This window comes from Cellulomonas olei (genome assembly GCF_039548315.1).
Taxonomy (GTDB): domain Bacteria; phylum Actinomycetota; class Actinomycetes; order Actinomycetales; family Cellulomonadaceae; genus Cellulomonas.
Genome location: NZ_JBCLVN010000005.1, coordinates 74252 through 98551, shown reverse-complemented (window position 1 = coordinate 98551; position 24300 = coordinate 74252). Strand labels below are relative to the sequence as shown.

Annotated in this window: 19 protein-coding genes; 3 read left to right on the top strand and 16 right to left on the bottom strand. The window is 70.6% G+C overall.

From position 1 onward, the window contains the following. Positions 1-92: 92 nt before the first annotated feature. Positions 93-1061: a helix-turn-helix domain-containing protein gene (locus AAHH18_RS03045; protein WP_343300521.1), complete on the top strand. Its 969-nt coding sequence runs from the start codon at positions 93-95 to the stop codon at positions 1059-1061. Positions 1062-1069: 8 nt separating this feature from the next. Here the strand turns inward: AAHH18_RS03045 and AAHH18_RS03040 are convergent, their stop codons facing one another. From AAHH18_RS03040 to AAHH18_RS02995, 10 genes are all read right to left on the bottom strand, one after another. Continuing rightward, a complete protein-coding gene (locus AAHH18_RS03040) occupies positions 1070-1846 on the bottom strand; it encodes an MBL fold metallo-hydrolase (protein ID WP_343300520.1) in 777 nt (258 codons plus the stop codon). Further along, positions 1846-2715, bottom strand: coding sequence for an alpha/beta hydrolase (locus AAHH18_RS03035; protein ID WP_343300519.1), 870 nt, complete (start codon positions 2713-2715; stop codon positions 1846-1848). The genes AAHH18_RS03040 and AAHH18_RS03035 overlap by 1 nt, the downstream gene beginning before the upstream one ends. Continuing rightward, positions 2712-2852: a hypothetical protein gene (locus AAHH18_RS03030; RefSeq protein WP_343300518.1), complete on the bottom strand. Its 141-nt coding sequence runs from the start codon at positions 2850-2852 to the stop codon at positions 2712-2714. Before AAHH18_RS03030 ends, AAHH18_RS03035 begins: the two co-directional genes overlap by 4 nt. A 241-nt stretch (positions 2853-3093) precedes the next feature. Further along, positions 3094-3876 carry a hypothetical protein gene (locus AAHH18_RS03025; RefSeq protein WP_343300517.1) on the bottom strand — a complete coding sequence of 261 codons (783 nt, stop codon included), beginning with the start codon at positions 3874-3876 and terminating at the stop codon, positions 3094-3096. Positions 3877-3889: 13 nt separating this feature from the next. Then, complete coding sequence (locus AAHH18_RS03020) at positions 3890-5995, bottom strand: alpha-amylase family protein (protein WP_343300516.1); 2106 nt, start codon at positions 5993-5995, stop codon at positions 3890-3892. A 34-nt stretch (positions 5996-6029) separates the two neighbouring features. Further along, positions 6030-7016: an ABC transporter permease gene (locus AAHH18_RS03015; protein ID WP_283321406.1), complete on the bottom strand. Its 987-nt coding sequence runs from the start codon at positions 7014-7016 to the stop codon at positions 6030-6032. Next, positions 7013-8515: a sugar ABC transporter ATP-binding protein gene (locus AAHH18_RS03010; protein ID WP_343300515.1), complete on the bottom strand. Its 1503-nt coding sequence runs from the start codon at positions 8513-8515 to the stop codon at positions 7013-7015. The genes AAHH18_RS03015 and AAHH18_RS03010 overlap by 4 nt, the downstream gene beginning before the upstream one ends. A gap of 97 nt (positions 8516-8612) precedes the next feature. Then, a complete protein-coding gene (locus tag AAHH18_RS03005; protein ID WP_283321408.1) occupies positions 8613-9746 on the bottom strand; it encodes a substrate-binding domain-containing protein in 1134 nt (377 codons plus the stop codon). A 304-nt stretch (positions 9747-10050) separates the two neighbouring features. Beyond that, the gene (locus tag AAHH18_RS03000) at positions 10051-11064 is read right to left on the bottom strand and encodes a LacI family DNA-binding transcriptional regulator (protein WP_222171435.1); all 1014 of its coding nucleotides are present in this window, start codon (positions 11062-11064) and stop codon (positions 10051-10053) included. An 87-nt stretch (positions 11065-11151) separates the two neighbouring features. Further along, entirely contained in the window at positions 11152-11775 is a 624-nt protein-coding gene (locus AAHH18_RS02995) for a GntR family transcriptional regulator (protein ID WP_343300514.1), read from the bottom strand. Positions 11776-11941: 166 nt separating this feature from the next. On the opposite strand from AAHH18_RS02995, the gene AAHH18_RS02990 reads away from it, so the two are divergent. Next, the gene (locus tag AAHH18_RS02990; RefSeq protein ID WP_343300513.1) at positions 11942-12688 is read left to right on the top strand and encodes an alpha/beta fold hydrolase; all 747 of its coding nucleotides are present in this window, start codon (positions 11942-11944) and stop codon (positions 12686-12688) included. 43 nt (positions 12689-12731) lie between these two features. On the opposite strand, the gene AAHH18_RS02985 is transcribed toward AAHH18_RS02990, so the two are convergent. Next, positions 12732-13199 (bottom strand): MarR family winged helix-turn-helix transcriptional regulator, encoded by a 468-nt coding sequence (locus AAHH18_RS02985; protein ID WP_343300512.1) that lies wholly within the window; start codon positions 13197-13199, stop codon positions 12732-12734. A 149-nt stretch (positions 13200-13348) separates the two neighbouring features. On the opposite strand from AAHH18_RS02985, the gene AAHH18_RS02980 reads away from it, so the two are divergent. After that, positions 13349-14329, top strand: a complete 981-nt coding sequence (locus AAHH18_RS02980; protein ID WP_343300511.1) for an NAD-dependent epimerase/dehydratase family protein — start codon at positions 13349-13351, stop codon at positions 14327-14329. Positions 14330-14352: 23 nt separating this feature from the next. Here the strand turns inward: AAHH18_RS02980 and AAHH18_RS02975 are convergent, their stop codons facing one another. The 5 genes from AAHH18_RS02975 to AAHH18_RS02955 form a co-directional block, all read right to left on the bottom strand. Beyond that, a complete protein-coding gene (locus AAHH18_RS02975) occupies positions 14353-14928 on the bottom strand; it encodes a hypothetical protein (RefSeq protein ID WP_343300510.1) in 576 nt (191 codons plus the stop codon). A gap of 522 nt (positions 14929-15450) precedes the next feature. Further along, the gene (locus AAHH18_RS02970) at positions 15451-19011 is read right to left on the bottom strand and encodes a hypothetical protein (protein WP_343300509.1); all 3561 of its coding nucleotides are present in this window, start codon (positions 19009-19011) and stop codon (positions 15451-15453) included. Positions 19012-19580: 569 nt separating this feature from the next. Next, on the bottom strand, positions 19581-20375 hold the full coding sequence (locus AAHH18_RS02965; RefSeq protein ID WP_343300508.1) for an SIR2 family NAD-dependent protein deacylase: 795 nt from the start codon (positions 20373-20375) through the stop codon (positions 19581-19583). Beyond that, positions 20375-20935, bottom strand: coding sequence for a non-canonical purine NTP pyrophosphatase (locus AAHH18_RS02960; protein ID WP_343300507.1), 561 nt, complete (start codon positions 20933-20935; stop codon positions 20375-20377). The genes AAHH18_RS02965 and AAHH18_RS02960 overlap by 1 nt, the downstream gene beginning before the upstream one ends. Positions 20936-21930: 995 nt before the next feature. Continuing rightward, positions 21931-24210 carry an nSTAND3 domain-containing NTPase gene (locus AAHH18_RS02955; RefSeq protein ID WP_343300506.1) on the bottom strand — a complete coding sequence of 760 codons (2280 nt, stop codon included), beginning with the start codon at positions 24208-24210 and terminating at the stop codon, positions 21931-21933. Positions 24211-24300: the final 90 nt, after the last annotated feature.

Here is a 24300-nt window from a genome sequence, read left to right as displayed (position 1 = left end):
TCCGGGCGGGAGGGGGATCCCGCCGACGCGGCCCGCCCCGCCTCCGCGCGACAGGGGCCGACCGCGCGGACTGCGGGGACGGGGGAACGCGCATGCAGGTCCTGGACACCACCGCACTGCCGCCGACCGACCGGGTCGCGGCCTTCCAGCACGCCGTCAGCAGCAACTCGACGGTGAGCCTGGCGACGTTCGACGACCCGGCGGACTTCGTGGCGGAGTGCCACGTGGTCCCGCTCGGCGTCGCGAAGGTCTTCACCATCGAGGCGACCGGGACCACGCTGCGGCGCACGCCCCGGGCGGCACGGGCCATGAACGAGAGCCCGATCGCGTGCGCCCTCCCCCTGCGGACCACCAACCGGCTGGAGCGCGACGGAGGTGACGACGTGCGCGCGTTCGGTGCCCGGGACCTCATCCTGGTGGACCTGTCCTCGCCCTACGTGTACGGGTGGTCCGGCCCGGGCGCGTCGTACGCGTTGCACGTCGAGTACGACGACCTCGCGCTGCCGATGGACCAGATTCGCCGCGCCATCGCCGACCCCACGGCGAGCCCGTTGTACCCCCTGGTGCGCGACCACATGCTCCGGGTCCTGACCGGGGCCGAGTCGATCGGGGCCGGCGGAGCGGCCGCGGACGTGGGGGCGGCGTCGGTCGCGCTGATGCGCGCGCTGATCGTCTCGGTGGCGGGCGACGCGCGGCAGCAGCGGGAGGCGCTGCACGCCACGGAGCGCACCCGGGTCGAGGCGTACCTGCGCGCCCACCTCCGCGACCGCGACCTCAGCCCCGCGCGGATCGCCGCGGCCGCCGGCATCTCGGTGCGGCTGCTGTACAAGCTCTACGAGTCACGGGGGCGCAGCCTGGAGCAGGTCGTCATCGAGCAGCGCCTGGAGGGTGCGCGGGGCGACCTCGCGCGACCCGCGCTCCAGCACCGGACCATCGCCGCGGTGGCGCGGTCGTGGGGGTTCACCAGCCCCAGCTTCTTCACCAGCCGGTTCCACCAGGCGTTCGGGGTGACGCCGCGGGAGTGGCGTGCCCGGCACGCCCGCACCACTCCGGCGCCGTAGCGCCGCGGTCACACCTCCAGCGGCAGCGGCACGCCCGGCACCGGCCACTCCACGTCCGCGACCATCCGCGCCGACGCGAGCTCCGCCGCCAGCTCGGTACGCCCCTGCGCGAAGTGGGACCAGCCCTCGTAGTGCACGGGCACCACGGTCCGGGGGCGCAGCTCGCGGCAGAGCCCGACCGCGTCCGCCCCCGTCATCGAGTAGCGCAGCGGGCCGGTCACCGGGAACCGCACCCCGCCCAGGTGCAGCACCGCGACGCTCACCTGCGCACGCCGCGCGACCTGGCGCACCCCGCGGAACAGCGTCGTGTCCCCCGACACCCACAGCGCCCCGTGCCGCTGCCCCTCCCACGCGACCAGGAACCCGACCACCTCCCCGACGAGCGCGCGGCTGCCGGGCGGCCCGTGCCGGCAGGGCGTCGCGGTGACGGTCAGGTCCGGCCGGCCCGGCGCCGCCAGACGCGTCACCTCCCACGGCCGCAGCCCCCGCGCGCCGCTCCCCAGCCGCACCGCGCCCGGCGCCGTCGTCACGACCACCGCCCCCGCCAGGAGCGACCGGCCGGTGTCGTCGAGGTTGTCGGCGTGGTGGTCGTGGCTCAGCAGCACGACGTCGACCGGGCCCACGTCCCCGGCGCCGAGGGCGGGACCGGTGGTCTTGCGCGACGACGTCCCCCAGCCGAACCGGTAGGTCCGGCCGGGGGCGTCGAACGTCGGGTCCGTGAGGATCCGCCAGCCGCCCACCTCGATGACGGTGGTCGGCCCTCCGACGTGGGTGAGGGTGACCATCAGCGCGCCGTGCGGCTCAGATCCGGCTGCGGCTGCCAGGTGGCGTGCCCGAGCGCCCACGCCAGCGCCTGGTCGGCGATCTGCTCCCACCCGGGCGCCGACCCCATGAGGTGCGGCTTGCCGTCGAGCACCACCTGCTCCGTCACGGTGCCGGGCGCCCGGTAGCGCGCCAGGGTCGCCGCCTGCACCGAGGGAGGCATCAGGTGGTCCGCCCCGCCGGAGAGCAGGAGCAGCGGCGCCCGCCGCGGGTTGCCGTAGTCGACCCACGCGTCCTGGTGCCCGGGCAGGTAGTTCGCGAGCACCGAGTCGAGCAGCACCCGCCGGGACGCCGGCACGTGGTACCGGTCGTACAGCCGGCGCGACTCGGCCTCGTCCAGCGTGTTCGTGAACGCGTACCGCCACTGCTCCGGCCGCAGGCCGATCGCCGCACGCCGGTTCAGCGGGTTCCTCACCACCGGGAACACCGACCGCAGCTGGCTGGGCGGCGTGGTCCGCACCCCCTCCGGCGGCGCGGAGTTCAGCACGACCCCGGCGCTGCCGTACCCCCGGTCCAGCAGCACCTGGACGAAGCAGCCCCCCGCCGAGTGGCCCATGAGGAGCGGCCGCTCGGGCAACGTGTCGAGGAACGCCGCGAGGTGGTCGACGACCGCCCGGATCGTGAGGTCCCGCACGGGCCGGGGGTCCGCGCGCAGCGCCTCCACCTCGACCTCGAACCCCGGGTACGCGGGGGCGTGCACCTCGTACCCCAGCTCCTCGTACCGGGCGCGCCAGCCCTCCCACGAGCGCGGCGTCACCCAGAACCCGTGCACGAGCACGATCGTCCCCGGCCCGTCCGGGCGGCGGGCGAGCGAGCCGGGCGCGGCGGTCACGAGAACACCCCGGACGTGCGGACGGGGCGGGCCGACCCGACCGTCGACGGCCGGCTCGCCGCGAGGCGCCCGGCCGGCCGACGGCCGGGTGCCCGGCGCAGGTGCAGCGCGCCGTGGCGCGCGGTGACAGTGCCCATCGGGAACCTCCTCGACGCTCCGGTCGACCGCGGGTCGGATCGACCTGGACCGCACACTCGCAGCGCCGCGGATCCCGCGATGTCGTGACCGTGCACCGTTCTGGCGCGTACGTGCACGCGCCGGGACGGTGCACGGGCTCTCGTGCTCGGGGTCGGTGCCGGCATCGACGGGCACGGTCGCGCCGTCGCGCCGGTGCGCCGGTGGCCGGCCGGCCGGTCGGGGCCGGCCGGCCACCGGTCGTCAGACGCGGAACGTCGCCGCGCCGCCCTCCACGAGCGCCGTCAGGACGGCGCCCTTGCGGTCCGCCGGGGCGGCCAGGTACTCGTCCGCCGCCGCCCGGTCCAGGAGCAGCGCGAGGGACACGGTGCGTCCGGTCGACTCCTGCCAGGCGGTGAGGCGCCCGAGCACCTCCTCCCGGGTCCCCTCGATGTCGACCAGCGACGGGTCCGCCGTCGTGACCGACGTGACCTTGTGGTCCTCGTCGAGGTCGAGCACGAGGGACGCCCACAGGCTGCCGGCGTCGTGCACGCCGAGGACGACCGTCGTCCCCGCGGGCACGAGCGCCCGGGCGGCGCGCTCCACGTCGTCCCGCGACGCGCCGGTCGCCCACTGCAGCCCCAGCACGTCCCGCGCGGCGCCCGGGAACGTGACGATGCCGTCCGGGTACCGGTCGAGCAGCGCGTACGTGCGCTGGACGAAGACGTCGAGGTCCTCGTCGATGTCCCAGGAGTCCTGGACGGCGGCGAAGTAGGAGTCGACGGCGTCGCGCTCCATCACCACCACGAAGTCCACGGCCTCCGCGTTCTGCGCGTACAGCGCCTCGGCCAGGGCGTGCGGGTCGTCCACCCGGTCGACGCGGCCCGCGCACGCGGTGCCGGCGGTGTGCCGGAACTTCACCACCGCGCCCCGGTCGTGGATGACGACGAGCCGGCGGGCGGCCTTGGCGGAACGCAGCAGCAGCGACTGGGCGTTGCGCCACTGGTCGACGTCGATGTCGGCCATGAGGACGTCTTGATGCAGCATGAAGGTGCTCCTCTCAGGCGGTGACGGTGCACCGGTAGACGTGGATCGAGTACGGCGCCATGCGCTCGGCGACGGTGGTGCCGGAGGTGGTGACGTCGCGGTCGTCCCAGACCTCGTGGACCTCCTTGAGGCCGACGCCCAGTCCGACCTCGGCGTCGACCGGCTCCGCGGTGGGGTTCGCGACGAACACCAGCAGCGTGCCGGGGTCGTGCGGGTCGGAGTGGATGGTGACGTCGAGGCGCGGGTCGTTGGTGACGACCTCGTGGGCGCCCGCGTCGCGGACCACCCGGGCCACGGCCTGCGGGACCGCGTCGAGCTGCGTCACGACCGTGACGGAGCCGGCGCCGACCTGCGCGGTCACCACGTCACCCGCCGCGTCGGCGAGCGCCTCGCCGACCGCGTCGGCGAGCACCGGGCAGGGCCGCATCACGCTGTCGAGCCCCGGCACCTTCGGCCCGACGACGACGTGACCGCCGCCCCGCGCGAAGTCGACCAGGCCGCGCTGGACGCCCTCGTCGAGGTAGTCCAGCGTCGTGAGCACCACGACCTTGCGGCCCGCCCAGCGCTCGGGGCGCAGGTCGGTGTCGGACAGCACCGTGCTCGCGCCCGTCGCCGCGAGGGCGTCCGAGAACGCACCGAACCAGGTGCCCTTGGCGAGCTGCACGGGCTGGTCGAAGCCGAGCGTCGCCTCGCTGACCGTCACCGGCCCGGCGTACTCCGAGAAGCCCGACGGCGTCTCCAGGAAGTCGCCCGGGAAGGACACCAGGACGCTCGTCGCCTCGAGCCGGTCGTACTCGCGGTTGGCGAGCAGCAGCACGTCCGCGTCCCGCCGGAACCGGTGGTACTCGCCGCGGTCCAGCATCGCGTTGACGTTCCCGAACATGGCGACCTTCTCGGGGCGCTCGCGCCCGTCGCGGCGCACCGGCGAGTCGAGCCACCGGTCGCGCTCCACGAGCATGTACCGGGAGAACCCGCGGATGCCCTGCATGAGGGCCGCCTTGGTGACGAACTCCTCGTCGTGCCAGTCGCCCGGGTTGAGGTACCAGGGCCACACGCCGGCGATGAACTCCGGGATGTACGGGTAGCGGCTCGTCCCGGCCACGTACGACGCGACCGTCTTGACGTGGGAGAACAGCTCCTTGCGGGAGTAGATGTCGAACCCGACGAAGTCGAGCTTGTCCTCCAGCCGCATGAGGTTGAACGGGGTCGTGAACCCCGACGCGGCGCCGCCCGGGCCCAGCGGGTGCGGGTAGTTGTGGAACAGGGTGATCCCGCCGAGCCCGCGCTCGCGCATCATGCCGGCGAGCCGGTCCATGGCGTCCACGAGGTACTGCTCGCGGTACTCCGCCCAGTCGGCGTACCAGGGGATGTCGGCCTTGTCGGTCGCCTCGAACCGCCGCGGCGGCTCGACCTCGGACAGCTCGGCGTACGGCCGGGAGTACGCCGCCGCGACACCCGGCAGGTCCCCGTACTTGCCGACCAGGAACGCCCGGTAGTTCTCGAGCGACTCGGCCGAGTAGTCGGCGATGTACGCGTTGACCCCGAAGAAGTACGCCATCTCGTTGTCGACCTGCGCGGAGACGATGCCGCCGTTCGGGTAGGCGTGCTTCGCGAGGATCGAGCAGATCGCGTCGTACCAGAGCGCCGTCTCCTCGTAGAACGCCTCGGAGGCGTAGTTGAGGGCGGGGATCGGCTTCGGCACCTGCGTGAGGATCACCTTGGACCCCTTGCCGCTCACGGCGTGCAGCCGCTCGTCGGCGAGGATGCGCCGGGGGTACCCGAACCAGGTCAGCTCGGAGTTGATCTGCGGCCCGGGGCGGACGACGATCCGGAAGCCCTTCTGCTCGCAGAGGGTGAGGAACGCGTCGATGTCGTTCGACGGGTTGATCTCGCCGAAGTCGAAGCGACCCTTCTCGATCTCGTGGGCCTCCCACGGGATGTAGATCGAGATCATGGTGAAGCCCATGCGCCTGACCGAGTCGAGGATCGGTTCCCAGCGGTCGCGCTCGAGGCGCCAGTAGTGCACGGCGCCGCCGTAGAGGCTGACCTCCTCGCCGTCGACGGCGAGGGAGCTGTTCTGGATCGTGACGGGGCGGTGGGTGCCGGAGTGGTGGGGCACGGGGCGTCCCTTCCTTCCTGGGTGAGTGGTGGTGCTACTTGTTCCGGGCGAGGGCCACCGCGAGGACGATGATCACGCCCCTGATGACCTGCTGCTGGCTTGAGTCGAGGCCGGCGAGGATCAGGCCGTTGTTGATGAGGCCCATGAGCAGGGCGCCGAAGAGGGTGCCGACCACGGACCCGCGTCCGCCGGCCAGGGCGGTCCCGCCGAGGATCACGGCGGCGATGGCGGAGAGCTCGTCCCCGGCGCCCCACTGGAAGCGCCCGGACTGGAGCCGCCCCGCGTACAGGAGGCCGGCGAGGGAGGCGGCCATCGCGGAGAGCATCATCACGCGGAACGTGATGGCCCGGGTGTTGATCCCGGAGTACTCCGCGGCGGTGCGGTTGGCGCCGGTCGCGAGCACCTGCCGCCCGAACTTCGCCTTCTTCAGGACGACGGCCCCGACGGCGACGACGACGGCGCTCCAGACGACCAGGCCCGGGAGGCGGCCGATGTTGCCGCTGCCGAAGACGGTGTTGAAGGTGCGGTCGAGGATGGGCTGAGGCGCCGACGCGGTGACCCACTGGGCGACGCCCGCGGCGATCCCGAGCATCGCGAGCGTCACGAGGAACGACGGGATGCGCAGGAACGCGACCAGCGAACCGTTGACCGCGCCGACGACCACCCCGACCAGCAGCCCCGCGACGATGCCCGGCACGAGGCCCCAGGCAGCGATCGCCATGGCGGCGGTGATGGACGTGAGCCCGGCGATCGAGCCGACGGACAGGTCGATCTCGGCGCATGCGATCACGTACGTCATGCCGACGGCGATGATCGTGATGATGGCCGACTGCCGCAGGATGTTCAGCAGGTTGGTGGTCGACAGGAAGCCCTGGTCGCCGAGCAGGACGGCGAACACGAGGAACACCACCACGAAGCCGACGTAGATGACGTCGCGGCGCCAGTCGATGCGCGCGCCGGCGCTCCGCCACCACGGCGTCGCCGCGCGGGTGCCGGGCCGGTCGGGGGCGGTGGTGCTCATGCCGCGATCCCCTGGACGGCGAGCTCCAGCTCGACCTCGGTGGTGATGCGGTCGGCGTCGATGCTGTCGACGACCCGGCCGTCGCGCATGATCAGGAACCGGTCGCACATGGCGATCAGCTCCGGGTACTCCGACGAGATCACGATGATCCCCTTTCCGGTCCGCGCGAGCTCGCGCACGATGCGGACGATCTCGGTCTTGGTGCCGACGTCGACGCCGGCCGTGGGCTCGTCCATCACCAGGACCTCGGGGTCGGTCCCCAGCCACTTGGCGATGACGATCTTCTGCTGGTTGCCCCCGGACAGGAGGCGGGCGGGCCCGTCGGGGCGGGCCACCGCGATGGAGAGCTGCTCGATCAGCCGGTCGGACAGCGCGCGCACCTTGTCCCGGGCGATCAGGCCGTGCCGGCGCAGCCCGTCCAGCAGGGGCAGCGTGAGGTTGTCCCGCACGGAGTGGTCGAGCACCAGGCCCTGCAGCCGCCGGTCCTCGGGGATGAGCGCGATCCCGGCGGCGATGGCGTCGGCGGCCGACCCGAGGCGCACCGGGCTGCCGTTGCGGTGCACCGAGCCCGCGGTGACCGGGCTCATGCCGAACAGCGCCCGGGCGAGCTCGGTGCGGCCCGACCCCATGAGGCCGGCGATCCCCACCACCTCGCCCGCCCGCACCTGGAACGTCGCCCCGTCGACGCCCGCCGCGTGGACGTCCCGGACGTCGAGCACGACCGGCCCCGGCTCGGTGTCCCGCACCGGCCCGGCGGTGGCCGCCAGCTCCCGGCCCGCGATGCCGGCGACGATCTCCTGCGGCGTGATCTCGTCGAGCGCCGCGGTCACGAGGTTCCGGCCGTTGCGCACGATCGTGATGCGGTCGGCGATCCGGTACACCTCGTCCATGCGGTGCGAGATGTAGACGATCGCGATCCCCTGCTCCTTGAGCCGGGCGACCAGCTCGAACAGGGCGTCGACCTCGTGCTTGGCGAGCGAGGCCGTCGGCTCGTCCATGATCAGCACCGTGGCGTCCTGGCCGAGCGCCTTCGCGATCTCGGTGAGCTGCCACTGGGCGGTCGAGAGCGAGCCCACCTCCGCCGCCGGGTCGATCGCGACGCCGATGCGCCCGAGCAGCTCGGCCGCGCGGGTCCGCATCGCGGCGTCGTCGATCAGCCCGGCGCGGGTGGGCTCCCCGTCGAGGAAGATGTTCTGCGCGACGGTCAGCGTGCTGATCAGCGAGAACTCCTGGAACACCATCCCGACTCCCGCGGCGCGGGCGGCCTGGATGCTGCGGGCCTCGAGCGGCTCGCCGAACACCTCGACGACCCCGGCGTCCCGCTGGTAGACGCCCTGCAGGATCTTCATGAGCGTGGACTTGCCGGCTCCGTTGCCGCCCGCCAGGGCGTGGACCTCTCCCGGGCGGACCTCGAAGTCGACGTCGTCCAGCACCGTCACGCCGTCGAACGCCTTGCGGATCCCGTGCATCCGGATGGCGAGCGGGGACTCGCTGGGCATGCGGCACCTCCTCGTGCGCAGTCGTGTCTGTGGGGTGGGGACCGGGGGTGGAGCAGCGGCTCCCGGTCCCGGCGGCGCCGCCGGCCGCGGGGTCGCCTCAGTCGGCGTAGGAGTCCGTGACCTCGGACGGCGGGTCCGCGTGGTAGACCTGCTGCCACGCGTCGAGCACGTTGTCGTGCGTGACCGGCAGCGCGGACAGCGCGACGTACGGCGGGGCCGTCCTGCCGAGCAGCGCGCCCGCGGCCAGGTCGGCCTCGGTCACGCCCTGGTCGAACGGCACCTGGGCGCCGAGGCCCACGACCATCTCGCCGCGCGCCAGCGCGATGGCGACGTTCGTCCCCAGGTCCTCCGTGGCGATCTTGAGGTCGGTGCGGCCGGCGGCACGCGCCGCGGCCATGACGCCCTCGGCGGGGACGTCCCAGACGGCCCAGATCCCGTCGAGGTCCGGGTACTGCGTCAGCCACGCGTCCGCGACGGCCTGGGCGTCACCCGCGAAGTCGGGCCCGGCGATGCCGCGCTCGTCGACGACCTCGATGTCCGGGTACTGCTCCTCGATGGTGGTCTTGAAGCCCTCGTACCGCTGCTGCGTCACGAAGAAGTCGGCCTCGTGGTAGATCAGGCCGATCTTGCCGGAGCCGTTCAGCGCCTTCGCCATGAGGTGAGCGGACACGACGCCGTTGCCGTAGTTGTCGGCCGAGACCACCGAGACGTAGTCGGTCCCCGGCTCCAGGCCGTCCGGGACGTTGTCCATGAACACGAGCTTCACGCCGGCGTCCGCCGCGGCCTTGTACGCCGCCGCGGTGGCGACCGGGTCCGTCGGGATCGACACGATGATGTCCGGGTCACGGGCCATGACGGTCTCGATGTCCGACACCTGCTGGCCGGGGTCGAAGTCGGCGTCCGTCACCGCGACGACCTCGATGCCGAGCTCCTCGAACCGCTCACGCAGCCCGGCGATCTGGGCGTTCGCCCAGTCGTTGCCGCCGTAGTGCATGACGATCGCGGCCGTCGCCCCCATCTCGCGGACCTGCGCGACCTCGTCGTCCGTGAGGGCGGCCTCCGACGCGGGCGCCGGGTCCTCACCGCGCGGCCCCTGGGCCAGGACCTGCCCCTCGAGCTCGGCCAGCGCCTCGTCGGCCTGGGTCGAGACCTCGGTGTTCTGCTCGGTGGTCGCGCCGCTCTCCGACGAGCACGCGGTCAGTGCCACGGCGGCGACCGCCAGTGGTGCCACCCAACGCAGCCTGCGCAACATCATCAATCTCCTTCGATCGGTGTGCGGTGGTGGTGCGGGGTCGGGACGCCCGTCACGGCTGCTCCCGAGTGCGGGGCGCCGTCCTCGGCAGGTCCCCGTCCCGAGGAGTGTGAACGTTCGCCCTGAGCGGGGTCAAGGGTTTGGGCGAACGTTCGCCTATCACGATTCGGTCTCGGTGCGCGGGGTGCCGTGCGGGCGGGACGTTCGACCCGGACGGGAGGGGGGCGGGCGGGAGGGGCGGCGGGCGGAGGTCAGCGCGCGGGCGGGGGGCGGCGGGCGGAGGTCAGCGCGCGGGCCGGGCGGCGGACGCCCGGACGACCAGCGACGGCTCGGCCGGCGACGTGTCCACGTCCTGGCCCTCGATCAGCCCGAGCAGGATCTCCATGCAGCGCGACCCCACCGTCGCGAACGACTGGCGGACCGTCGTCAGCGGCGGGAACACCTGCGCGGCGAACTCGTTGTCGTCGAACCCGACCACCGAGACGTCCTGCGGCACCCGGACACCCGCCTCGTACAGCGCGCGCAGGAAGCCCAGCGCCATGAGGTCCGAGGCCACGAACACCGACGTCGGCAGGCCGGCGGCGACCATGCGGCGCCCGATCCGGTACGCGCTCTCGCCCGTCCAGTCCCCGTACTGCACGGCCGGCGCCGGCAGCGCGTGCGCGCGCAGCTCGGCCTGCCAGCCCCGCAGCCGCACCTGACCGTCCAGCCAGTCCTGGCTGCCGGCGAGGTGCGCGACCTCGCGGTGGCCCAGCTCCACCAGGTGCCGGGTGGCCAGCCGGGCGCCGAGCTCCTGGTCCTCGTAGAACACCGTGATGCCCTCGTGGCTCGTCTCCCCCGGCGACAGCAGCACGACCGGGAGCCCGGCGGTGACCTCCTGCGTCACGTGCGACAGGGACACCCGGGGGGCGATCACGACGACGCCCTCCACCCCGCGCTCGACGAACGCGCGGAAGATCGCCGCCACCTCCTGCGGGGACGGGTGGCTGGTCGTGGTGACGAGTGCCGTGTAGCCCGCGTCCCGGGCCGCGGACTCGACGGCGGCGAGCGTGCTGACGGGCCCGTACTTGGGCGAGGCGTCGGCGATGACGCCGATCGTGTGCGAGCGGCTCGTCACCAGGGCGCGCGCCGCGTCGTTGCGGCGGTACCCGAGCTCCGCGATCACGGCAAGCACCCGGTCGCGGGTGGCCGTGGAGACCCGGCCGCCGTCGTTGATGACGCGCGACACCGTCTGGTACGAGACGCCGGCCTCCCGCGCCACGTCCTTCAAGGACGCCCGCCGACGCGTTCCTGGCACTGCGGCTCCTCGTCCCTCGCCCCCGGAGGGCGCTACCCCCCTGACAGAGCCCCAGGTTAGGGCCTCATGCGCTCCCGGCACCCGCGCTCACTCCCGCGTGCTCTCCAGGCTGTGCCACGTGTCGTACGCGACGGCGGCGGCCCGGTCGGTCTCGCCCGCGGCGCACAGCCGGATCAGCTCGTCGTGCTGCGCGACCGAGCGCCGGCCGGCCTCCGACTCGAACCGCAGCCGCTCCGCGCGCCGCACCGCGGGGGTGAACAGCTCCAGCACCCGCTCGAGCGCGCGGTTGCCCGCGACGTCGACCAGCACGCCGTGCAGCTCGCCGTCCGCGCGCAGCGCCGCGTCGACGTCCCCGGACTCGACCGCCGCGGCGAAGCGCGCGTTGGCGTCCCGCATCTCCGCGACCTCCGCCTCCGTGAGCAGCGGCACCGCCTCGCGGACGGCCACCTCGTGCATCGCGGCGACCACGTCGCGGGCGTCGCGGACCTCGCGCGCGTCGAGCGGGCTGACGATCGTCGAGCGCCCCGGCTGGGCGAGCACGAGGCCGCCCTGTGCGAGCCGGAGCAGCGCCTCGCGCACCGGCGTGCGGCTGACACCCAGCCACGCCGCGATCTCCTGGTCCCGCAGCTGCTCCCCCGGCTCGAACGTCCCGTCGACGATCGCGTCGCGCAGCCGCAGGTAGACGTCGTCGCGCAGCAGGTGGCGGTCCACGCCGGGGGGTGTTGCCGGGACGGGCACGGGCGGGTCCTCTCGGATCGGTCGGGGGCTAGCTCTCGACAGAGCGTATCCCTGGATGCAATATATCGGATACCGCATGCGTTGCTCATCCCGGCCGGAGCGGGACCCGCCCGCCCCGGATCACCGAGAGGACACTCCGATGACCGACACCACGCTCGACAGCACCGGCACCTCCACCCCCACCGTCGTGCTCGTGCACGGCGCGTTCGCCGACTCCTCCAGCTGGAACGACGTGATCGCCCGGCTGCGCCAGGACGGCTACCCCGTGCTCGCCGTCGCCAACCCCCTGCGCTCCCTCGACGGCGACGCCCGGTTCCTGCGCGACGTCCTGGACAGCATCGACGGCCCGATCGTCCTGGCCGGCCACTCCTACGGCGGCACCGTCATGAGCGAGGCGGCCGACGGCCACCCCGGCGTCCGGGCGCTCGTGTACGTCGCGAGCTTCCTGCTCGAGGAGGGCGAGAGCACCGGCGAGCTCGCCGGCCGCTACCCCGGCAACGAGCTCGGCGGCGCGCTGCGGCCCGTGCCCGTGCGCACCCCCGACGGGCGGACCGTCGACGACCTCTACATCCAGCTCGACACGTTCGGGCCCGTGTTCGCCGGCGACGTCCCGGCGGACGTCGCGTCCGTCATGGCCGTCACCCAGCGGCCGATCATCGGCGAGGCGCTCGCCGACAAGGCCACCAGGGCCGCCTGGAAGACGATCCCGTCGTGGACGCTCGTCACCCTCGCCGACCTGGCCGTCCCGGCGGAGGCGCAGCGGTTCATGGCGTCCCGGGCATCGTCGCACGCGGTCGAGGTGGACGCGTCGCACGCGGTCACCGTGTCGCAGCCGGGCGTCGTGGCGGAGCTGATCGAGGAGGCGGCGCGGGCGACCGCGCGCTGAGTCCTCGCACGCAGGGCGGCGCCCTCGGGCGCTCCGGCCCGGGTCAGTCCGGGGCGGGGCGGCCGGGGGCGTCTCCGGTGGACGCGGCGCCGAGCTTGCGCAGCATCACGGCCAGGGCCGTCAGCTCGTCGTCGTCGAGGACCGCGAACAGCTCGTCCGTCGCGCGCTCGTAGCTGGCGACCCACGCGCTCGCCAGGTCGGCGCCGTCGGGGGTGACGTGCAGCAGCACGGACCGGCGGTCGTCGGCGCTCGGCCGGCGCTCGAGCAGCCCGTCGCGGACGAGCCCGTCGACCAGCGTCGAGGCCGTGCCCTGCGCGACGCCCACCGCGTGCGCGAGCTCGGTGAGGCGGACCGGCTGCGACCGGGCCACCTCGACCACCAGGCGTGACCGCGGCGTCGACACGCCGTGCTCGCCCAGCCGCTCGTCCAGGCGCCGCACCAGCACCTTGGCCGTGCGGCTGAACTCGTCCGCCACCTCGGCGGCCGTCACCGTCGCTCTCCTGCGTGCCATTGGCACCGCCCCTCCCTTGACGAGCCGATCCTACGGCGGGTTACATAGACCCCGATGTATTGATATCGAACTGTTTGGTGCCGATGCGGTTCCGGGTGGTGCCGTCGCGCCCCCCGCAGCCCACGCACGTCGATCGGAGAGGACCAGCCATGAGGATCTTCGTCACCGGAGGCAGCGGCTTCGTCGGCGGCGCGCTCGTGCGCCGCCTCGTCGCCGAGGGCCACCAGGTCACCGCCCTCGCGCGGTCGGAACCCAGCGCCCAGCGGGTCCGCGCGGCCGGCGCCGTCGCGCTGCACGGGGACCTCGCCGACCTGGCGGACGCGGCCGGCGCCGAGTGGCTCGCACGCCTCGCCGACGTCGACGCCGTCGTGCACACGGCCGCTCACATGGAGTTCTGGGGACCGGACGCCCTGTTCGAGCGCGTCAACCACGCGCCCACCATCGCCCTGCACGCCGCCGCCGTCGCCGCCGGGGTCCGCCGCTTCGTCCTCGTCAGCGCCGCCTCCGTCTCCACCGGCAGCCAGCGCCGCCCGGTCGTCGACGAGACGACCCCCGAGGGCCGGCCCAACATCGCCTACAGCCGGGTCAAGCTCGCGACCGAACGCGCCCTCCTCGCCGCGCCGGCGGGGGGCATCGAGCTCGTGGTCCTGCGGCCGCCGTTCATCTGGGGGCGCGGGATGGCGACGATCAACGGCTTCGTCGAGGCGGCGCGGACGGGTCGGTTCGCCTGGATCGACCACGGCCGCCACACCGTCGACATGGTGCACGTCGACAACCTCGTCACCGCGCTCGTCCTCGCGCTCACCCGCGGGCGGCCCGGCGGTGTCTACCACGTGACCGACGGCGCGCCGATGCCGATCCGCGAGTTCCTGGTGCCGCTGCTGGCGACGCAGGGCGTGGACGTGTCGGGCAGCCGCAGCGTCCCGCTCGCGGTGGCTGCGCCGCTCGCCGCCGTGCTGGACCGCGCGGCGCGGGTGCTGCGGCGGCGTACCGCTCCGCCGCTGACGAACTGGCTGGTGAGCTTCACGGGGCGCGACCGGGCGTACGACATCACGGCCGCGCGGAGGGAGCTCGGGTACGTGCCGGGGGTGACGTTCGGGCAGGGGCTCGGGGGTATGGCGTCGGCGTGAGCCCTGGGAAACCTCGCGACGACCTATCGGTGAGGATCGCCCGGAGCCGCGGCGGGACCGGGTCGGGGCGAGACGGGGTGGGGCGGTCGACGCCGCAGAGGCCACCGAGACCAGCGCGCCGGGGGCGACGCACTCACGGCCACGTCAGGAGCCGGGCCCCACCCTCCGGCGCGCAGCGCTGCCACGGCTGCGACGACCGCGTCCTCGTACTGACGCCGATCGAACACGAACGGCCCGAACCCCGCGTACGACCTCGCCCGGCGGTGCGGCTGGGAGAAGCTGGACCACGTCACCGACTGGCCGGCGAGCGTCACGTCAGCCTCGAACGGCCAGCACCCCTCCTCACCGCACTCGCACCCGAGAAGCCAGACCCGCTCACGCCGGGGCCACTGCCGTCCCGCGACGCCGAGGTAGTAGTCAGGGATGTCGTCGAACGCGACCAGCGTCGGCCCGACACCCGCGTAACCCCCGGCAGGCGAGAAGCCCTGGCGCTGCTCGAAGGCCTGCACCATGTCGGCCAGAGCCGTGCCGTCGACCGACGGGACCAGCGTCGCGAGGCCCTCCCACTCGTCCACGGCGAGATCCAGGACGTTGACCATGTCGGTGAGTCTTGCACCGCGGGACGCGGCGCGGGGCGGAGCAGGGAGCGACCTGCCAGGCCCACTCTCCAGCCGCGCGCCCGCTCTTGCAGTTCGAGCTGACCCTCCTCACTGAGTTCGCCTCGGTCTCCGCCGCCGATCCCCGCTGGGGCCACGGCTCCGACGTCGACCCTGACCTGCGGAAACCCCTCTGTGCGCCTGGGCAGCTGCGAACCGCGGACACCTGGTACAGGATTCCGATCTCGGAATTTCGACAGCGCGCTGACCTGCGGAACTACATGCGGGCAGTTCGCCGGATCACCCGGTTCCGGAGCGGACGCTGACCACGCGCTGACCACGGTCCGCTCCACCACAGCTGATTCGGATAGGAGCGCGCTCCCTGCTCCCTTCTAGCGACCGTCGCCGGCGGCCCGCCCACGCCCCTCCATCGCGTGCTGAACCGACTCCCGCGGTGCCGGGCAAGTCGACTGCCCAGGCGGCCGGGGCGGCCAGGCCCACGAGAGCTCCTGCGGCGGCGCTCAACTACCCCCACTCCTCCGCCTCACGCTGTCGAGCCTCCTCGAGCTGCACCTTCAGCGCGGCCACGACCTTCACAGCCCACCGCTTCACGGCGGCTGGTTCCGAGGCAGCTGCAATCCACCCCTCAAGTTGAGAAATGAACCCTGCCAGCCGATCCGACTCCGGCCCCGACCATGTGCCAGTGATGTAACCGAAGTACAGGTGAGCATCTACCTTCTCGTCAGTACCGAACGCCTCGAGAAGAAACCGAACGACGGGCGACGAAGTCGCCCCCTTGGCGGACGTGAGGGCAGCGACCACTCGAGCACGCTCAACGTCCTCCCCGACCCAGGTCGTGATTACATCAGGGGAAACCACCTCCGTGACCCACGGCCCGAGCTCAAGTTGGAGATGCCAGGCGCCAGTCTGCGCGCGGTCCATCACCTCGCGCCAACCGGCCTCGCCGGTCACGGAAACAGCCTCCGAGAAGAGCCTCCGCTCATCGCTTCCCTCGTAGGCGCGGTACTCGCGGGCGTCCGCGATTGCCAGAATCGTCCTCAGTACCCCGGTGGCGTCGGTGCGCAGCGCTATCCCGGCCAACTGGACCCAGTCCCACGCCTGACGACCCACCTTCGGGAAGTCGGCTCGCTGGCGGACGAGCCAGGCCACCTCCGCGGTCAGCTCACGATCCGCTGCGCCAAGCCTATGCACCGCTGCCGCGGCAAAATCCACCACTGCGTCATAGTCGGCCTGGGTTCGAATGCGCTGCCGCCAGTCCGCCAGAAGTGGTACGAGATCGCTCCGCTCGAGCTGGCGTGACCACCCGAAGAGTAGCGGCGCTGCCCTGCCTGGCTCGAGAGCGCCGGCCAGCGCAATTATCCGCTCTCGCGCGATCGTTGACTTCGGCCCCCGCAGACTGAGCGCCAGTCGAGACTCCTCACCGATACTCGATCCATGAGGACCCGCCAGGAAGTCGTCGAAACTGCCCTGGGTACCCACATCCTCGAGGCCCCAAAGGAATCCTGACAGCGCGCCAAGCCGCCCCTCACGCGCTAGTTCACAGAGCCGCGCAAGCACCTCCGGGGAAGCGGGCGCCACTTCCGCGAGTAAATGGCCTACTTCAAACGCGGCGTCGTCAATGTCTCTCAACGACTCGACGAGGTGAGGAACGAGCTCAGGCGCCGCAATCCGCCCCGCCGCTTCGCGAAGCCGGACACGGTAGGCTTCTTCCCCGATCTCCCAAGTATGCGTCGCTAGCAAGACGCGTAAATCATCCTCAACTGACGCTGGCGGAAAGGCGCGCGCGAACTCTTCGAGACTTTGCCGTCTATCGTCTGTCTCGGCTCCGACCCGGTCAAACAATGCCGAAAGGTGACTCAACTCTGCCCGAACGAGACGCAACTCCTGCGATGGGAGAGTTGATAGCGCCGTAGCTAGGTGTTGCCGAGCGTTCGGGTCTTCCAGCAAGGGGTGTATCGACGAGACAAGGGCCTTGAGGGCAGCGGCCTTGACCTCCTCGGACTCATCGGCGGCCAGCGCCCGCAGGACAGTGATCGCACGAGCGCGGTAGTCCCAGACCTCTCCCCAAGTCCTCGGTCGTCCCCGAGGCTCCACGACCAGGCCCCCCTGGACCTCGCCGGACACAATGATCGACTCCTGCTGAACGAGGGCGTGTGCCGCGCCCCCAACGGCTAGGAGCCGGGCCGGCTCGTCGGGGTCGGCCGCCACGCTCTCGAGGTACGACATCCTCGCAGCCGGGCCCGCCGCGGTCCCCGGTAGCATCAGGCCGAACAGGTCCGTCCACGTTCCGGTAGCGTTATTGCTCCAACTCTCGTTTTCTTCGAGGGCGAGCCGGAGAAGCGCATCCGCGGCCGGTTCAAATGTGTCGGAGTGCCACGCGAGCTTCTCGAGCGTCCACACAAGGTCACGCCGGATGCCCGTGAGCCGTCGCAGTTCCTGAGGCTCACTTGCGGCAATCAATGCGGACAGATGCCGCGTCACCGGCACCGCAGCGATGATAGCGAACTGCGTTAGCAGTGAGCCGTTGCTAGACTGCTCGATTGCCTCAAGCGTCGCAAACGGTCCCTCTGCAGACAGAAGCTTCCCCACAGCTGACTGTGCAGCGTCGAAGTCGCCGATCTCCGCTGCCCGACGGAAGAGACGCACAGCCATGGACTCAGTCAGCCGAGGGAGCAGATCGTTCAGTAGCGCTTCACCGAAAACCTCCCACCCTCGGACGGCGAGGAACACAGCCAGTGGCTGAGGTGCGACGCCACGGAACCTACCTTGGATGCTAAGTAGGCCGCGTTCCGCCAGTTGCCGTGCTGCGGCCCTAAGGTCGCGAACACTAATCCCCAAGCCTTCGCTCAGAATCGATAGCTCGTCGGAGACAGCCCCCTCGAAACCGACTCTGGTGAACAGGGCCAGAGCGCTACAGGCTAAAAAAGCCGATCCATCCGGTAGCGTCTTGGTGATATATTGCTCAATCGTCTCGGGCGTTATTAGGTCCCGCATCGACACGTCGGGGTTCTCGACCAATGACTTCGCAAGATGGAGCGCCCATCGAATGTTCCCAGCCGCCGCGTCAACGACCACCCGCGCAGCCTCGGGCCAGAGGCCTGGCTGGTTCTCCCGGAGCAGTGCAAGCATAGACTGCTCGTCGAAGGAGCCGAGGTGCACAACAGGCGCTTGTCCGCGGAAGGCGTCCGGCTCTCCTATTGTGATGACGCGTATCGGACTTCCGGTGGGAAGCACTCCAGCAATCGTCTCATGCCGCCGCCCTCCGCACTCGTCGACGACCACAATTCCCGTTCGCCGATCATCGAGCAGGTGCTCGACCATTCCCGGCGCTAGGTCGTCGGCGGCGGACACGTAAACAACCAGGGGCTCGTAGAGCTGCCCGCGGATGGCTTCCAAGACGAGCCTCGTCTTGCCGATTCCGCTGGGCCCCTCGATGCGTAGGTCGAGGCTCGATGGGCTGAGGAGGAACTCACGGATCCGCTCTATCGTCTCGTCGCGCGAGTCCGAGGAAACCCATCGCGATGCGTGGCGATTTGATTGGCTCCAAGCGTCGAAGGTCCTGGCGACGTTGCCCGGCTGGCGCAAGAGTGGCGAAACCGCGAGCGCCGGGTGATCCTCGAGCCAACGGGCGAGATGGCTGGCATTGAGCACCCGGAACTTCCGCTCCGGGTCATTGATGCCGAGCAATCGCGCCTCGGCAACTAGGGCATCGCGTCGATTCCTGAGTTGGGTCCCGGTAACGTCCGATCCGAGAACGAGGATGTACTCCCCGCCGTTGCGAAGGATCTCCAGAGCGCCTAAGGCACCACGGAGTTCCTTCTTGCAGGCCGTGGGGCCGAGATCGCCCGCCTTGAACTGCCATGCGCTGTCTCCCGCGGGGATCCATTGGGTGCCCGGCGCGCCCACAACACCTGCGTCGACGCCGCCGTCCGCGGTGTCGACCCGGTAGGTGGTCACAAGCTGTTCGCCGCGCATGCCCGCCGCCGCCGTCTCGGCAGCGAGGAGCGCATTGACCAGAGGGGTGAACCGAGCGGCTCCAAGAGTGGTGATCTGCTCCGGGCTCACGGAGAACGGGCCGAGCGTTTGGCGGGCCAATGGTCCCCCCGTTCAATGGGCACACTAGGCGACTCCACGCAGAGTAGCGGTAAGGAAGAACCCGCGGGCGCCACTGTGGATCTCGATCTCGGCCCGACCCCTGAGGTCATGCGCCAGGTCTGCGGCATCCCATGCGGTGCAAGAGGAGTCGCGACCGTCGTCACCCCCTAGCGGGGGGCACCAGGCGGGGTCTGACGCAGCGAGCGAGGTGTGTGCCCGGCACGTCTGCTGGCGGAGTCGATGTCAGAGCACCCGGCTGGGAAACGGCGGGACATCAGGTGAGTTCCTCCTTCGGCAGCCGCCGATCCTGCGCGCGCGACAGCCAGTACGCCCGTTCCCGAGTGGGCTGAGCGGTGAGCTCCTCGACGTCCCGTGAGGACTCTGCCTGCGTCCTCGCTTGAGGGGTGGCGGACTCCCCGCGAGCGCCATGCCGACGGCATGTTTAGGCCGACCGTTGTTGAAGCCCTCGGTTCGCCCGACGCTGCCCTTTGGGGCGCCGTAATGGCGCACACCGGTCACGCTAAAGCACCTCAGCGCTCTCACAACCCCGTCACCTGCTCGAGCAACTCCACGAGGCCGGCTTCCGCGTCATCGACCTCCGGCGTGAGCATGGAGATGTTCCACTCGTGGAGTACCGCCTCCTGAATAGGGTTCGGTCGCGGTGCGTATAGATAGGAGCGAGGCTGCGCGCTCCCTGCTCCGCCTTGCCTCCAAAGATTCGCCAACTTGTAGAAGAGGTACCTAATATTCAGATCCCCGAAGCCGTAACCAATAAATAGCACAGAGCGCCCCAGGACGTCAGCTCGCAGCTTGATATCGAGCGGGGACTCGAAGTCGAGTCGGCGATAGTAGCTCGACTCATCCAGAACAATCGACGAATCGTCGTCGAAGTCACCGTGGAACTTAACAACTTGGCGCTTGCCGGAATCTGCAGTCACCAGGTCGCCAACATTGGTGATCTTGTCGAATGATTGCCCGTAGTGTTCGAGCGCGCGCTCGATCCAGCGGTCATAGTTGGTTGTGTAGATCAAGTCAAAGCTGCCGCGGGCAATCAGTTCGTGGATGCGAGACTTCGCCAAGTCAACGCCAGCAGCATGCCACTCCCGGTCCATCCAGCTGCGGAGCGAGCCGATCTTGCCCTTCTTGATTCGGTAGTACTCGGCGAGGGCGAGGTAGTCGCCGTAGGTCCGGTAGATCGCTGGATCGAAATCGAGGTCCAGCGCCATGCGGTCGGTCATCCGGGACCACGACGGCAAGCCTAAGTTCATCGAAACACCCGCTCCCACAAACAGCAGGACACGCCCCGACCGATAGGCTTGAACAAGTTCGTCCACTATGCACCCCTCTGGAGGAAACTGCTCAGAGCGTTTAGCGCCTTGCGCCGCATCGAAATGGCGTGCTTGGCGTCACCCATCTCCGCAAACGTCTGGACATGCTCATTAGGGACGAAAACGCAGTCCCACTGGAAGTCTCGCGGCCCACGCGGTACTTCTGCGATATGACCAGAAACCGAACCAGCGAACAGATGGAGGCGTCGCCCGTCGCAGTAGCAGATCGTGGTGCGCGCTGTCACCGCGCGCGTCGAGAGGCCAGCAGCAAGTTGTGCGAATCGGTCCGCCTCGAGTCCGTCCCAGAACACTTGCGTTAGCCCTCCAGGCAAGCCATTCAGCCCATCAAGTTCAAGACCTGTGTGTTCCACAAAGACCGGGCGTCCAATGGCCGCGAAGGCCTTCATTGCCTTGTCCCGAACCAGTGCCTCGACATCCGGTGTCTGGATTTCGTCGATCTTGTGCCCGATTGGCACGACTTCAAGGCCGACGGGCGCAAGGATCAACTCGACTTCGCGGATCTTGTGGGGGTTCGCCGAGAGGAACCGTACGGACTTCGTGGTCAAGGCAATGCGCCCCCATGACATACGCTGCAAGCGGTGACGCCTATGCATACCACGGCTCACCGGTGAGGCGGTCACGAACGAAGCACCCGCGTAGCGCCCGCGGCGGGCGCCCGGCCGCGAGTCGCTCGGAACCTGAGGGTGGCATGCCGGGCAGACCAGACACGCTGGGCCTGCCGGGGTGGTATGGCGCGCTACACGACCCGGCGCGCGGGCGGATCACGTTCGCGGCGCTGGCCGCGGAGTGGCAGATCTCGCGGGGTCACCTGGCGGTGCGCAGCCAAGAGACCACACGGTTCCTGCTCGACAAGTAAGTGATCGGCGAGATCCGGCTGGTCCTTGGCTACGCGCTCCGTCACCAGCGGCTGAGCGTGAACGCCGCCCGCATAGTGTCGCTCCCCCGCTGGGACCAAGCGCGAGCCACACTGGCTACGGCCCGAGAAGTTCGGGCGGCTCGTGCTGGCGCTGCCTCCGCTGTGCCAGCCAGTGGTGCAGTTCCTCGGGACCACTGGATGCCGGTTCTCGGAGATGGCCGCCCTGCGGGTTGCCGGGACCGCGCCCGGCGCGCATCTGTTCCCGAACCCGACCGGTGGCGTGTGGACGAACACCGACTTCCGCGCACGGTCGGGACGGATGGACGCGACGCGACGCGACGGGCGGGCGTGAAGGGACGACGATCCACGACCTGCGGTACACCGCGGGGTCGCTGCTCAGCGCGGCCGGGGCCGAGGTCAAGGCGGTGCAGGTGACCCTCGGGCACTCCACCGCCATGACGACGATGGACCTGTACAGGCACCCGTTCAGCGAGGCCACCTAGCAGGCCATGAAGCGGCTGCCGGCCTTACCACTAATGGAGGCGCCGACGCGGGCGATCGAGCCGCCGGTCGCACCGCCGGGCCAACGCACCCGGGCAAGTCGCTCTTCTGCGCAGCGCGCTTAGGGTCTCCATCTTGGACGCCAGCCCTAGGCTTGCTCGAGCGGGCACTGCACTGGGGTGGTCAGTGGTGTCCGTCCGCGACGTCGTCGAACTCATCGCGGTCGGAGAGTGCCCCAGGAGCTGCGGCGGCGAGGGGGCTTGCGAGCCGCGGCCGGTAGTCCTCGTGTGCGTACTCAACCCGCTCATCGATGTAGGCGTCCGCATCTGCGAGCGCGTCCTGAACCGAGGCGTCATCGGCAAAGGCGTCCCTGTATTGCCGGATCGCGGTGCGTGCCTCGTCGTATCGCTGGGCCGGCTCGACGTCGTCATCCCATCCTTCACCCGCTTGATCGATGCGCTCCCGCAGATCTGGGATGACCTCCTCACGGATGCGGTCAAGAATGCTCGCGCGCTCGTCGGCGGTGAGCAAGGTCACGACGCCGGGGTCTAGCCAACCGCTGTCGAAGTCGAGGGCATGCTCCGCGAGTTGGGCGGCAGCCGCCGCACGGACGCTCTCGGGTAACGCCTCCGCCGCCTGCAGCCGGACAAGAACGCCGGGCTCCCACATCGCACCGATGTACATGCCAAAGGTCGCGAGCCGGGGCAGGTCCTCCGCGTGGTGCGAGGCCCACTGGCGCAGGAACTCATCGGAGCAGCGGTACTGGAGGAACCACGCCGTCGGGTTGCTCCATTTGGTTGCCGTTCTGCTTGGTACGGGCACCTTCGGCACGACCCGGTCGTATAGGGACGGCGGTACCCGCACGAACGTGCCGCGCGCTCGTTCCCCCCCGCAGTCGAGCTGCTCAACCAGTTCATCAGGCGCGAGCCCATCCACGAACACGCCCACAGCGTTCGCTTCCTCGGCGACGACAGCGGCGAATCCCTCACGAATGGTGGGGTGTCGAAACCTCCAAACCGGATCGCCGTCGCTGCTTTGCGACAGCTGAAGAAACGTGCCGTCGGCCGGGCCGAACGCGCTCAGGACCTCCGCCGGCGACGACCCCAGGCGGGTGATCGCGTCGGAGAGCCGGGGCGTCAGCTCGATTGGTGCTGAGAGCTCATCTCCGGCCATGTAGACGCAGGCAAGTGCGGCGCGAGCCGCCGGGTCCAGCTGACGTAGCACGTCAGCCAGGAACGACACAGGCCGGTCGAACCATCGGAGCAGGGCGTCGCGAGACGCGAGCTGGGCACTTTCGGTGAAGGCCGTGTACGCAAGACGGCGCGCAACCTCGGGCTGGAACCGCTCGACGTTGGCCGCGGCGCGCAGGTGCGGACGCCAGCGGTTCAGGGTGTCCGCCGACTGGTCACCGGCCTTGAGGTGGTTGTACAAGATTTGCCCGCGCTCGGTGGGCGTGAGCTCGGTGACGTCGACAACGACCTGCCGTTCGCGCAGCCGTGTGTGCACGTACTCCTTCAGGTACGGGCGGGCATCTCGATAGATGTAGTCCCTACTAGTGAGCACGACCTTTGCGCCACGCTCAATGGCGGTCATGACTTGGTCCATCCGGCGGGTCCAGCCGTCGGTGAGTTCGGGGTTGTGGCGGATGCTGCCGAACGCGTCGTCGACCCAGAACAACTGATCGGGATCGTCCGGGTCCCACGCAGCTACGAGCTCCTCGGCCGAGTCCACACGTCGGACGCCACACTTCCAGTTGTCGAGCGCCGCGAGGGCCAACGTCGCAGCGATCGTCGTCTTCCCACATGCGGGTTCGCCAAGCAGCAGGACGAAGCCGTAGTCGGCGACGGCGTCGGCAGCGCGCCGGTAGGCAGCAGTCGGGACGAACGTCGCTAGATCCGGCCTCAGCCGCGCGAGCAGCGCCTCCGCCTGACGCAGCCTCCGGTCGTCCAGGATCTTGCCGAGGTCGCCGAGGCCGTACACCCGCGGAACGTAGCGGCGCAGGTCCGGACGGGTCTCGATCTGCTGGCAGATCCAGCGGCCGTCAAGAACGAGCGACGCGTCGACGCCGACGCGCGCGCACTCCTCGGCCACCCATGCCTCAGTCCGACCGGTTACCCGCAGGTTTGTTAGGAGCAGGTACGCGTCGCACAAGCCTTGTTGATGCAGAAGCTCGACCTTCGAGATCTCGTCCGCGAGCATCGACGGCGTGAGCGTCCCGGTCGCTTGGCCGCTGAACTTGCACTGCGCGACCGTCGCCCGCCCGGCGGCTAGAGCCGCGACTTCAGGCTGGGGCGCATCGCCCGGTGTTGCCCAGGTGCCGTGAAACGCGCCGTCCCGGCCTCCATCGTTGCTGTCCGCGAAGGCATGGAACGTCTGGCCTAGCACGCGCTGTAGCACGACTGCGGACAGGTCCTGGAACGCCCGCCATCCCAGCGTGTGCAGGTTGTAGTCGAGTGGGAGCACCGGCCTATTCTCGTTCTGCCCTAGCAGGCGGAGCCGCAGGTGCCCTCGGCGCGTCGCCCTCGCGAGCCACTGCCCCACGCCGGACGCCGA

Coding starts and splice junctions, on each gene's coding strand:
- AAHH18_RS03045 (WP_343300521.1), top strand. CDS start 93: ATGCAGGTCCTGGACACCACCGCACTGCCGCCGACCGACCGGGTCGCG.
- AAHH18_RS03040 (WP_343300520.1), bottom strand. CDS start 1,846: ATGGTCACCCTCACCCACGTCGGAGGGCCGACCACCGTCATCGAGGTG.
- AAHH18_RS03030 (WP_343300518.1), bottom strand. CDS start 2,852: ATGGGCACTGTCACCGCGCGCCACGGCGCGCTGCACCTGCGCCGGGCA.
- AAHH18_RS03025 (WP_343300517.1), bottom strand. CDS start 3,876: ATGCTGCATCAAGACGTCCTCATGGCCGACATCGACGTCGACCAGTGG.
- AAHH18_RS03015 (WP_283321406.1), bottom strand. CDS start 7,016: ATGAGCACCACCGCCCCCGACCGGCCCGGCACCCGCGCGGCGACGCCG.
- AAHH18_RS03010 (WP_343300515.1), bottom strand. CDS start 8,515: ATGCCCAGCGAGTCCCCGCTCGCCATCCGGATGCACGGGATCCGCAAG.
- AAHH18_RS02990 (WP_343300513.1), top strand. CDS start 11,942: ATGACCGACACCACGCTCGACAGCACCGGCACCTCCACCCCCACCGTC.
- AAHH18_RS02985 (WP_343300512.1), bottom strand. CDS start 13,199: ATGGCACGCAGGAGAGCGACGGTGACGGCCGCCGAGGTGGCGGACGAG.
- AAHH18_RS02980 (WP_343300511.1), top strand. CDS start 13,349: ATGAGGATCTTCGTCACCGGAGGCAGCGGCTTCGTCGGCGGCGCGCTC.
- AAHH18_RS02975 (WP_343300510.1), bottom strand. CDS start 14,928: ATGGTCAACGTCCTGGATCTCGCCGTGGACGAGTGGGAGGGCCTCGCG.